The sequence below is a fragment of the Endozoicomonas sp. Z74 genome, assembly GCF_057680865.1.
The window spans coordinates 1-10,582 of the sequence record NZ_JBLYZI010000144.1 but is presented as its reverse complement, the minus strand read 5'-3'; the positions used below and the strand labels follow the sequence as shown (position 1 = coordinate 10,582).

General features: G+C 48.2%; 13 protein-coding genes. 11 read left to right on the top strand and 2 right to left on the bottom strand.

The genetic code is table 11. The features are described from left to right. The first annotated feature begins 3 nt into the window (after nucleotides 1-3). The 8 genes from ACNRUY_RS24425 to ACNRUY_RS24390 all read left to right on the top strand — a co-directional run bounded on the left by ACNRUY_RS24425 (nucleotide 4) and on the right by ACNRUY_RS24390 (nucleotide 5,225). On the top strand, nucleotides 4-150 hold the full coding sequence (locus tag ACNRUY_RS24425; protein WP_488110674.1) for an integrase core domain-containing protein: 147 nt from the start codon (nucleotides 4-6) through the stop codon (nucleotides 148-150). A 77-nt stretch (nucleotides 151-227) separates the two neighbouring features. Next, the gene (locus ACNRUY_RS24420; RefSeq protein ID WP_488114281.1) at nucleotides 228-626 is read left to right on the top strand and encodes a lipase family protein; all 399 of its coding nucleotides are present in this window, start codon (nucleotides 228-230) and stop codon (nucleotides 624-626) included. Further along, complete coding sequence (locus ACNRUY_RS24415) at nucleotides 595-981, top strand: hypothetical protein (RefSeq protein ID WP_488114280.1); 387 nt, start codon at nucleotides 595-597, stop codon at nucleotides 979-981. The genes ACNRUY_RS24420 and ACNRUY_RS24415 overlap by 32 nt, the downstream gene beginning before the upstream one ends. Next, nucleotides 981-1,760 (top strand): hypothetical protein, encoded by a 780-nt coding sequence (locus ACNRUY_RS24410; protein ID WP_488114279.1) that lies wholly within the window; start codon nucleotides 981-983, stop codon nucleotides 1,758-1,760. Before ACNRUY_RS24415 ends, ACNRUY_RS24410 begins: the two co-directional genes overlap by 1 nt. Before the next feature lie 3 nt (nucleotides 1,761-1,763). After that, a complete protein-coding gene (locus ACNRUY_RS24405) occupies nucleotides 1,764-2,441 on the top strand; it encodes a hypothetical protein (RefSeq protein ID WP_488114278.1) in 678 nt (225 codons plus the stop codon). After that, nucleotides 2,434-2,598, top strand: a complete 165-nt coding sequence (locus ACNRUY_RS24400) for a hypothetical protein (RefSeq protein ID WP_488114277.1) — start codon at nucleotides 2,434-2,436, stop codon at nucleotides 2,596-2,598. Before ACNRUY_RS24405 ends, ACNRUY_RS24400 begins: the two co-directional genes overlap by 8 nt. 120 nt (nucleotides 2,599-2,718) lie before the next feature. Next, nucleotides 2,719-3,162 (top strand): hypothetical protein, encoded by a 444-nt coding sequence (locus tag ACNRUY_RS24395; RefSeq protein WP_488114276.1) that lies wholly within the window; start codon nucleotides 2,719-2,721, stop codon nucleotides 3,160-3,162. 842 nt (nucleotides 3,163-4,004) lie between these two features. After that, entirely contained in the window at nucleotides 4,005-5,225 is a 1,221-nt protein-coding gene (locus ACNRUY_RS24390; RefSeq protein ID WP_488114275.1) for a hypothetical protein, read from the top strand. A gap of 105 nt (nucleotides 5,226-5,330) precedes the next feature. Here ACNRUY_RS24390 and ACNRUY_RS24385 read toward each other — a convergent pair whose 3' ends face one another. Then, nucleotides 5,331-6,179, bottom strand: coding sequence for an aldo/keto reductase (locus ACNRUY_RS24385; protein ID WP_488114274.1), 849 nt, complete (start codon nucleotides 6,177-6,179; stop codon nucleotides 5,331-5,333). A gap of 344 nt (nucleotides 6,180-6,523) precedes the next feature. On the opposite strand from ACNRUY_RS24385, the gene ACNRUY_RS24380 reads away from it, so the two are divergent. The 3 genes from ACNRUY_RS24380 (at nucleotide 6,524) to ACNRUY_RS24370 (ending at nucleotide 8,407) form a co-directional block, all read left to right on the top strand. Continuing rightward, nucleotides 6,524-7,039: a sigma-70 family RNA polymerase sigma factor gene (locus ACNRUY_RS24380; RefSeq protein ID WP_488114273.1), complete on the top strand. Its 516-nt coding sequence runs from the start codon at nucleotides 6,524-6,526 to the stop codon at nucleotides 7,037-7,039. Nucleotides 7,040-7,127: 88 nt separating this feature from the next. Then, a complete protein-coding gene (locus ACNRUY_RS24375; protein WP_488114272.1) occupies nucleotides 7,128-8,111 on the top strand; it encodes a permease in 984 nt (327 codons plus the stop codon). 38 nt (nucleotides 8,112-8,149) lie between these two features. Further along, nucleotides 8,150-8,407: a thioredoxin family protein gene (locus ACNRUY_RS24370; RefSeq protein WP_488114271.1), complete on the top strand. Its 258-nt coding sequence runs from the start codon at nucleotides 8,150-8,152 to the stop codon at nucleotides 8,405-8,407. A gap of 184 nt (nucleotides 8,408-8,591) precedes the next feature. Here the strand turns inward: ACNRUY_RS24370 and ACNRUY_RS24365 are convergent, their stop codons facing one another. Next, nucleotides 8,592-10,040, bottom strand: coding sequence for a TrkH family potassium uptake protein (locus tag ACNRUY_RS24365; protein WP_488114270.1), 1,449 nt, complete (start codon nucleotides 10,038-10,040; stop codon nucleotides 8,592-8,594). Nucleotides 10,041-10,582: the final 542 nt, after the last annotated feature.

Genomic DNA, 10,582 nt, shown 5'->3' with positions numbered 1-10,582 from the left:
TCTGTGAAATATGAGTGGCTCTATTTAAACGAATTCAGAACGGTAGCCGAGCTGTACCAAGGGCTGGAAAAATACTTCCAGTTCTACAATACTGAAAGGCTACATCAATCACTGAACTATAAAACACCTCAGGCAATACACTTTGGCTGAGGACTTCAACAACAGTCGGAACATAACTTAAAAAGTGGATCTTGTGGTCTAGACAATGGGGTCCACCATAGGGCGAACTGGCAATACTGATCGCCTGTTATCTGAGCACAATCCTGGACTGCCGGATTATTTTATACACCTACGGCAGTCCCAGGGTGGGGGATGAACAGATGGCGGAGCACTTCAAGGGGGTTACCCATTTTCGTCACATTAATGGGCAAGATTTCATAACAGGCGTACCAGCGGCCAAAGTTGATGCCTCCTTGAATAAAGTGATTTTAATAGCTGGTGTGCTGGTTCTTACTAATATACCGGGTGTGGCAGGGTTACCGACGTTGTTGGAATTGGGGGGGGACTATTATCAGCATCATGGAGTACCAGTGCAGATCAGACGAATAAGTCAAGATACTGCTAATTTTCAACTTGTTTTACCTGGTGTTGAGGATGGCAGACCACAGTTCAACCTTATACCTTGATGGTTTACGTGAGGATATGGTCTGCTTTTGGTTACGATATCAATACGGCGATACAACCCCGGTCTATGAGGTAGCTCAAAGAAGTCATCAGCTAGAGCAGCTTATACAAGCTGACTTGCACTCTATTGATCATTTGAACTCAAATAATTATGGAATTCCTGAGAGGGAGAGGCAACAGAAAAAAAGAATGAGTCTATTTTATAAACGGCGCATTAAAAATCATAAAGAAGAGCTCGGGATACTGATTGGTTGGAACCAAAATATAGATATATTGCAGCACTTTTATGCCCAGTCAGAGAGTCAGAAAACAAATGGTTCGATAGCCAGAGCTTTAACGTTGATGGGAGCAATATAATGAGTTCCTGGAGTGCGGTTCTTTTAGTTGCCAGTAGTGCTTTGGCTGGCTGTACAAGCAGTTTGCTTGAGCCCGGATCGACAGAGTATTCAGGCTGGATAATCTTTAAGGGGGTTATGCCTCCAAACTCACAGGTAAGTGGGTGGTCGCATTTTATCGCTGCTGATAAGAGCCGTGAGTGTCAATCATACAGTATAGGCACTGACTCTTACCGACAGGATCAAGATAAATCCTACTGGTTAAGTGAAGAGAATAGTACCCGTAAATCAAGCCACTATAGGCTAAGAGTTCCAACACAGCTTAACTTTAGATCACCGTGTAGGTACAAACTTGTTCAATTCACCGTTTCCGTTATTACTGAGTACGGGCGAGAGGGAATAGCGGTTCAGCCAGTTGCTGAGGTTGATCTAGCTCCAGAATATACCTTTAGAATACCAGATAGTCCTATGGGCATATCTATACAAAGACAGTTTCAGTCTATTGTCTCTGGGCCCAGAAAAGGAAAGGTAATGTACTGTTCCTCAAAATCAGCTCTGCCTGGTTATAGCCTGAAAACAGGTAGGCAGGGGTTGAGCCTTTTTGCTTTGCCGACAGATTTGAAGCCGGGAACAGAGCACATTCTCGATTTCAAAGTGTCGGATCAGTGGTATGACAGAAATAATAAGCAATATGTGGATAAGGCACCACCTAAAGATTCATACTTTGAGGCGCTTTGTTATACAGACAAAAGTAACTGTCGTTCATCCCTAAATTACAGGGCAAAGATGAAGGAAAAGTAGTTTGTGTTCTGGTTGCGCCGAACCCCCTGGGGAAAAGAACCGGCCTGGGCACGGGATGGTGAGGGCCTGGCGGCCGCCTGGCAGGCCCTGCGGGAAATTGCCCTGAAACCGGAGGTTTACTGTCAGCCCACCCGAAAACAGGTAGGGCAGTACTACCACCAACGGGAAGGTTACTACACCCCGGTCTATGAACGGGACGGTTACTGGCTCAAACTGGCCCTGCCCGGGAAGCTGGCAGGCCAGACCGTTGCCATAGAGCTGGCCAATATTAACGGTCGCCTTCTGTTTCAGGACGATGTGCTTCGTACCGAATTTACCCGGGAGTGGGAAAATGGTTTCTGGACGGAAGCGGAGCTGGCTTCCCCCATCACAGAATTGCCGGAAAAACTAATGGGGGAACTGGGTGAACCGGATTATGCTTCTAACCGCCGAAGAATCTGGCAGGTCTGGCTACCTGCCACCAAAGAGACGGACCGGGTGGAAATTCAGATCTGGTACCCCCCTGAGCTGCTGGGTGTAACCGGTGAGCTTGAACAGGGCTTTCGTTACAAGCTGGCTCTCAGTGACACCGGGCTGGCCGAACCGGTGGATAACCAGTCCGGTAAAACCCTGCTGGTGGATACCCTGAACCGGGAAGATATTGTCGAGCTGGCTATTATCGGAGGCGCTGCCCATGACTGATGTTAAACAGTTTCTGGAAGAGGCCGATCGCAATGCTCCCAAGCCTTTGCACAGCTGGACAATCAAGTTATTAGATCAGTCCAGAATTGCCAGTTATATTGAAATGGGGTTTTATTTTGTCGTGTTTTCAATATTTCCTCTAATCGTATCTGGCTGAGGATCTGAATTTGGAGGCGCGTTTCTTTTTTTTAGTATTCTCATGCTCTGTCTTCTGTTTTTTGGTTATCGTTGCAGGAGAAAAGTCTTTAATTACCGACTCACTGAAGAAGGCTGTCGTGTGATTTACTGGGATGATATTCCTGATTTTTTTGCCAACTCCGGACCGCTGGCCATGGTGATTTTTGTCGTTCTGGCCATCATCGGGGTGGCTATGATTGGCCCGGAGGTGCTGGCAGGTGCTGCCGGTATCGGGCTGATCTACGGTCTAAGCGGCGGGATGCAGAAAGTCTCTAAAAATGAAATTTACATTAACTGGGTATGGGAAAACTTAAAACAGATCAATGTTGGCCCCAATGGCAAAGTGGTTGAGTTGAATGAGTTTATCCGGGTTTACCTGAAAGGCATAACTGCGGATGAGTTTGTTGAATTTGCTCAGCAGCAAAAGGGTCAGCCTGTTAAGGTGATACAGGAACCGCTGAACTATTACTCGTTTGACGGACTTGATGAGCGGAAAAGGCAGCGTGAGCAGGCCGGGGCTGTGGAGGTAGAGCACAATAAATAGCTCAGCAAGATTACCCGCTTCCAGAGAAGTGCAGCGGATGGAAGTCCAGGTCTGGCCCTACCGAGGCTTCGGTAGTTGATCTCGATTTCTCTGCCATGGACCATTTATCTTTCCCCTCACCCCAGCCCTCTCCCAGAGGGAGAGGGAGCTTTGCGGTGCAAGCGTTTATAGTCCTTACTCTTTGGGAGCAATAAAAGCGCTTTGTTTTAGGTCTGATAACTTATTGCCCGCCTATCAGTTAACCAGCAGCTTTAAATACTGACTTAAAACATCAGATGAAAAATATCTATTTATTTGAATTTGTTTTTGTTTCTTATTATTGAAGGTTGCAATTCTTTTTAGAATAGTGATGCGTTGAGTTCAGGAGGTGTGAACTGTATATTCTTAAAGAGCTCTTATTAAAATCATTTCTCTGGGTATAAATCCAGCAACAGCGTTTGAATTTAATCAGGTTGTTAAATTAATTGACAGTTTTGTTGGTATTTTAAAGTTGTTATATCGAGTGTCTGCATTGATACATAAATTAACACTTAATTTGTTTGGATTCTTTTTTTGTCTTTATAGAATGCCGGTGGTGGTAAATAAATAGAATTTCTGGTGACTGATTTTATGTCGTTTGTTTATTGTGCTTTCCTGTATGTACTCGAAAAATAATCGGTAAATAACGGACGTTGATTTAACTGGAAACAATATTGTTATCACTGTTGTGAGTCATTCTTAGCCATTCGCATAAAAGCGGGTTGTTAAAGCATTATTATCCACTTTTTATACATACGAATATTTAAAGTATCAATAGTGGTTTTGACTCTGCTTTGTGCCTCTGGAAACTCAAGGTAGATACAATGTTAAAAAAAAGCTTGGCAGTACTGGCTTTGGGGTGTGCACTTTCTACACATGCCCTGTCGGAAAGCTCAATTACCATTGAAAACAACAGCAGTTCTTCGGTTTATGGGGCGTTTCAGTCTGAGATCATGAGTGGCATTGCCGCCGACTCTGTGAACGGTGCCATCGCATCTGGAGGCAGTCATGCTTATGGTGAAATGGATCCTTTCTTCAGGGCGAGCTCGGTCAATATCCGTCCGGATGATGTGATTTTGCAAGTGGGGGTTTTTGATTCGCAGTCTCAAGCCTATGTGATTTGCGATCGTAATGTGCCTTTTTCCGGGGCCAGAAAATACGCATATGATGGTGAAACCTGCAGTGAGGCGGTCGACCACCTTCTCTGGCTGGAGTACTTTCCCACCACAGGCAACAAAGTAAAACGGGTGAATGCCCGGGGTGAGCATGAAGAGGAATTGAAGATTCGGGAGAACGTTACCAATATCAAGGTTTATGACAACACCATTTATGCCCGGGTAGATGCCACTCGCCTCAATGAGAACAGGGGAATAAATACCTATACCCTGGATGGCAAGTCTAAAAAGCGCCTTCAGAATTTGTACCCCAGAAACATTGGTGATATGGCTCTAGACCCCAAGAAGGGGTGGATTTATACCTCTTCTATTTTTGAGGATGTGATTCTAAGAACGCCTTTTGAAGGGGATGGCAGCTTTGGCGAAGAGCCTCACCATTTGATTTATCACCCTGTCGAAGAGGGATGCAAAGCGGGATGCGACCCCATGGCATTGGCCGTCAGTGAATCCAGTGACCGGTTTTTCTTTTCCATGGGGACAACCGGTAACAGGAACTTGAAAATATACAGCTCTTCTCTTGGTGAGCCGACTACCGCAGACCGCTATCTGGTGGCGAATAAGCGAAGTGGTGTGATCGGGGGGGACTATGAAGGCGTTAAGCAAATTGCCATTGATGATGACAATCAGCGTTTGTACTGGGCAACCACCCGCGCGGTTCAAAGTGCCAACTTTGATGGCTCAGACCTGAAAACTCATTATATTGACGAAAGGGAGTTGATTGAGGGGCTGGCCTTGAGTACGGATAACCGCTTCCTGTATTGGTCTGAAGACAGGAATATTTTCAAGATAGATCTGCACAGTGACAGTGAAAAAGAGTTAGTGGCCAGGGCTAGCAGTGGTGGGATCATTTACTACCTGACCGTGTATTAATATTTTCTCTGTCTGGGTAAAAACCGATCCCATTGTAGTAAGAGTGGGATCGGCAATCCTTTCAACAGACTGGCGCAGGCAACTCTGTGCCAGTTCTCTGATTTTTTACAGCACCTCAAGCGGTTGTTTCCTTGTGGGCCGGGGGTATTCCTCGTCAATGGCCGCCAGTTCACTGTCAGAAAGGTGAATATTGCTGGCCTCGAGGTTATCAATGACATGCCGGGGGTTGCCAGACTGGGGGATGGCGACCGTGTTACCATCGCGAAGTGACCAGGCCAGCAGCAGCTGATAAATCGAGCACTGATGCGCGGAGGCTATCTCTTTCAGTACCCGGTTCCGGGTCAGTCCGGCCCCCAGACGGTCACCCTGTGCTACTGGCGAGTAGGCCATCAGAGAGACCCGGTTATCCCGCATCCAGGGTTGCAGGTCAAATTCGATCCCCCGACTGCCCAGGTTATAGAGCACCTGGTTGGTGATGCAGTTTGTGCCCTTCTCTATAGAAAACAGTTCAGCCATTTCTGCGGTATCAAAGTTGGAGACCCCCCAGTTGAGTATTTTTCCCTCCTCTTTTAATGTTTCCAGCCCCATCACCGTTTCTTCCAGAGGCACCTGTCCGGGCCAGTGCAGCAGATACAGGTTCAGATAATCGGTTTTAAGGCGTCGCAGGCTGTTTTCCAGGCTTCGGCGCATGGATGGCTGGTCAGCGTTCCATGGGTAGAACTTGGACACCAGACAGATTGATGAGCGGTCAAAGGGCTTTATGGCTTCACCCACCAGCGTTTCTGATCGGCCTTCTCCATACATTTCTGCTGTATCAATCAGGTTGGCACCCTGTTCCAGCCCGGCTCTCAATGCCTGGATTTCCTGGTTTCGCCGGTTTGGATCGTCCCCCATATGCCAGGTTCCCATTCCGATGGGATGGATTTTCTGGTTGGCAGGTAGAAGACGCTTCATTGTTATTACCTCAAACTCTGCTGTTAGCGGGTGGGGATGTTTTTGATGGTAAGGGGGGCTGTTATTAAAATCGATATGAACCGTCAGCCTGAATGTCTCAGGTCAATAAAAGACAGAGCTTACAGAGGTCGAGTAACCCTTGCAGGCCTTGTGTGATGGGGGGGCAGGCTTTCTGTGCCGTTATAGTTAGTGGGCATGCAAACATCAGGTGTTCTGATAAAAGCAGCCAGGCACTTTTCAGTGGTCTGTTGATATTCATCAAGCTCCCATTAAAGTGGACAATTTACCCTGCTGGGGATTATTGATAGTGGTCATTATGGGGAGCCGTAAGAGTGGATTGCCTAATGAAAGCCTGGCGTGCAAACGAGAAGGACTTACATGCCTGGCTGCTGAAACAAACAGGGGCTAGTGAGCAAGCCCAGGATCTGCTCCAGGACGTTTTTTTAAAATCCCTAAGACATAAGGCTCGTTTTTGTTCATTGGATCATGCCAGAAGCTGGCTCTTCACCATTGCACGTAACACCTTGGTTGATGCTGTAAGGAAGCCTTGTCCTGAGAAAATGCCGGTTATTGATCAGATTCAGCCGGAACCCGATACACCGCTGCTGCTGGAACTGCAATCCTGCATGATGCGTGTGATAAGTGAACTGGAAGACAAAGACCGGGATGCGATTGAACGGTGTGATATTCAGAGAATGTCGCAGGAGGCTTATGCCTGTTCAGTTGGGTTATCACTCCCCGCGGCGAAATCGCGATTACAGCGTGCACGTCAGAAGCTACGGACACAGATGGTAAAAAAATGCCAGATCCAGTTTGATGAAACCGGTGTCTGTGATTTTACGCCCAGAAACAGGGGGTGACCATTCCATAAAAAAAATCAAAAAAGTATGCATCTTTTTGCTGCGGTCTTCGTGTTTAGAGTAGATAAGACTCTAGCGGAGACCTTCCATGTTGCATTGGTTTACCCGGCTGGCGGACAGGGTGACATATTCACTGTTGCAGCTAACCCCTGATACACCACTGGCCAATGGTGTTCATTTTTTTATCGAAGATACTGCCAAAATACTGGTTCTGCTGACGGTGCTGATCTATGTCATCGCGATTGTCCGGGCGGGCCTGAACCCGGAAAGGGTTCGTTATTACCTTCAGGGAAAGAGACGTTTTCCCGGTTATCTGATGGGGTCGGTTTTTGGGGCTGTGACGCCGTTCTGCTCCTGCAGCTCCATTCCCCTGTTTATGGGGTTTGTCTCAGCACGTATCCCGTTGGGAGTAACGATGGCGTTTCTGTTGACCTCACCCATGATCAATGAAATTGCCATTGTTTTGCTGATGTCATTACTGGGTCTTCGTTTTACCGTTATGTACATCGTGATTGGTATGACGCTGGGTATTGTGGGTGGATTTCTGATGGACCGTATCAAGGCGGAGCGTTGGTTAGTTCCCTTCCTGGCAAAGCAATATCAAGATGAGGAAAGCTCAGACGCTATTGATTACCAGCCCTCGGTGATGAGCTTGAAAGATCGTCATGAATTTGCGATGCAGGAAACCCATACGGTTGTCGGCAGAATCTGGAAATGGGTGTTTATCGGGGTCGGGATAGGCGCTGTTATTCATGGATTTATTCCGGAAACCTGGTTCCAGACGTATTTAGGGGATGGTCAATGGTGGACCGTTCCCCTGGCTTCTTTTGCCGGGATACCACTCTACGTCAATGCGACATCGGTGATACCGGTCATGGGCAGTCTGCTGGCGAAAAATGTGCCGTTGGGAACCACGCTTGCGTTCTGCATGAGTGCTGTTGCCGTCAGCCTGCCGGAATTCATGATGCTGAAACAAGTGATGCAGTACCGATTGCTGCTGATGATTGCGGTGTATCTGCTGGTGGCTTTCTGTCTTGTGGGCTGGTTGTTTAACGCTGTGAATTTTATGTAGTCAATGGGATTTAAATCAAAAGGCAAAGAGGTAGAGTGATGAAGAATATAAACGTCTATGGTTCCGGGTGCCGAAATTGTGTCATCACAGCCGAACGGGTTGAGCAGGTGGCGCAACAGTTGAATCTGGTTATTCAATTAAATAAGGTCACTGACCTGGAAGCCATTATGAGCGCTGGCGTGGTCAGTACACCTGCGGTTTCTATTGATGGGCAGCTGGTGCACTCCGGTTCTGTGCCGACACCGGAAAAACTCAAGGGACTTCTGAGGGAACCACAGTACTCTGACCCAAAATAGAGTCAAGGCTTCTACTGCTTGAGGGTTGGTGCACAAAAACTTTCAAGCAGTATGTCTGTCTACTCACTTTGGAAGATGCTTGGGGTGATTGTATTGAATCATCGATATGAGCAGTCACCTTGAAGGCTGCTGGTTAATAAAAGGACAGGTCGAGTACGGCTCAGTTATTCAAATTCCCGGCGGATTAATACCGCCAGAAAGTGGGTGTAAAAAGAACCAGCAAAGTAAAAATTTCCAGTCGTCCCAGCAGCATGGCGAAACAGAGAATCCATTTGGCGGCATCGGGCAGGGTTTCATAGTTGGAGGCGGCTTCACCCAGGGCGGGTCCCAGGTTGTTCAGGCAGGAGGCCACGGTGGAAAAAGCGGTGGTTAAATCCAGGCCAGTGCCCAGCAGTGCCAGGAACATAATCACAAACATCAGGATATAAGTGGCAAAGAACCCCCAGACCGCTTCACCGACCCGGCTGTCAACGGGTCTTCCTCCCAGCTTGATGGAAAAAATGGCGTTGGGGTGAACCAGGCGACGAAGTTCTCTTACTCCCTGTTTGAAAATCAGCAATACGCGGATCACTTTCATGCCGCCGGCGGTGGAGCCGGCACAGCCACCGGCAAAACTGGTGATAAACAGCAACAGGGGCAGGAAGGTGGGCCAGGCAGAAAAGCTGGAAGAGGAGTAACCCGTGGTTGAGGCCACTGAGACCACTTCAAAAATACCGTAGCTGATGGATTTATCCAGGGAATAGGTTTCAGAAAGAATCAGGGTCAGGACGGTAATGATGGAAACAATGCCCAGTATCGCCAGAAAGGCCTTCACTTCCGGGTCCCTGAAATAGTTGGTGAGTGTCTGATAACGGATGGCCGTGAAGTGCAGGGCAAAGTTGACGCTGGCCACCAGCATGAAAAACACGGCAATGGTATTGATCAGGTGTGAGTCAAAATGGCCAATACTGGCGTCATAGGTGGAGAAACCACCAATGGCAATGGTAGTGAAACTGTGACTGATGGCATCAAACAGGTTCATCCCGGCCAGCCAGTAAGCCAGGGAGCAGACGACGGTGAGGGAGACATAGAGCAGCCAGAGGGCTTTGGCGGTTTCGGTGATTCGCGGGGTCAGTTTGGAGTCTTTCACCGGGCCAGGCATTTCCGTCCGGTAAAGCTGCATGCCCCCAACGCCCAGCATGGGTAATATGGCCACGGCCAGCACAATAATACCCATTCCACCCAGCCACTGGAGCTGCTGACGATAGAACAGAATTGAGCGGGGCAGGTGCTCGATATCCGTAAGAATGGTGGCTCCGGTGGTGGTCAGCCCGGACATGGATTCAAACAGGGCGTCGGTGATGGTCAGGGAGGGGCTTTCCATCATCAGAAAGGGAAGTGCCCCCACAGACCCCAGCACCACCCAGAACAGCACTGTGACCAGAAACCCTTCCCGGTTGCGAAGTTCATCCTTGATATTTCTGAAAGGAAACCAGAGCAGGATGCCCAGCAGTAACGTCAGTAAAAAGGTGTAGATAAACAGCGAAATCTCCGGCTCCCCGTAGATCAGGGCGACGATCATGGGGGGCAGGCTGGAGGTGCTGAACAATATCAGCAGGATGCCCAGGATGGGCAGAATAACCTGAAACTGCATTATGACCCTGTTTTACAGGGGGCCCTGTCAGCAGCCAGTCCTGGCCGTTTTCGGGGGTACCCTGCTGGCTTAATTGGTATAAAAGTTCTAGTCCTATGGTGTTGCAGGGTACCTTTAATCCGCAGGAAAAATAAAGCCCTGTAAACTGCTTCAGGTCATTGATCCGGGTTGGGAAAGGAGGGGGGCTTGCTTGGGTGATACAGAGGTTTAGGCAGTTTAACTTGATGTCTAAGTCATGGACCATTTTCCGTTTTCCCTCACCCCAGCCCTCTCCCAGAGGGAGAGGGAGTTTGACGGTGCAAATGTTCAAAGTTCTGAGGAAGAGGGTGTTTGGTGGCGCAAACGCTTAAAGTCCTCTCCCTTTGGGCTGTCTCTTAGTCACATCTCCACACCTCTTGTCATTCGGTAGGTGTGTAGGCGGTCTTGTAGTTTTGCCCAGCCTTTCCATACGACCAGCCATCCAGGTATGCCTGTACGTTTTGAATCACACCAGCCACCCACTTTTGCAATGGTGTGGAGAAACCAAGTCAATGTAGGTACTT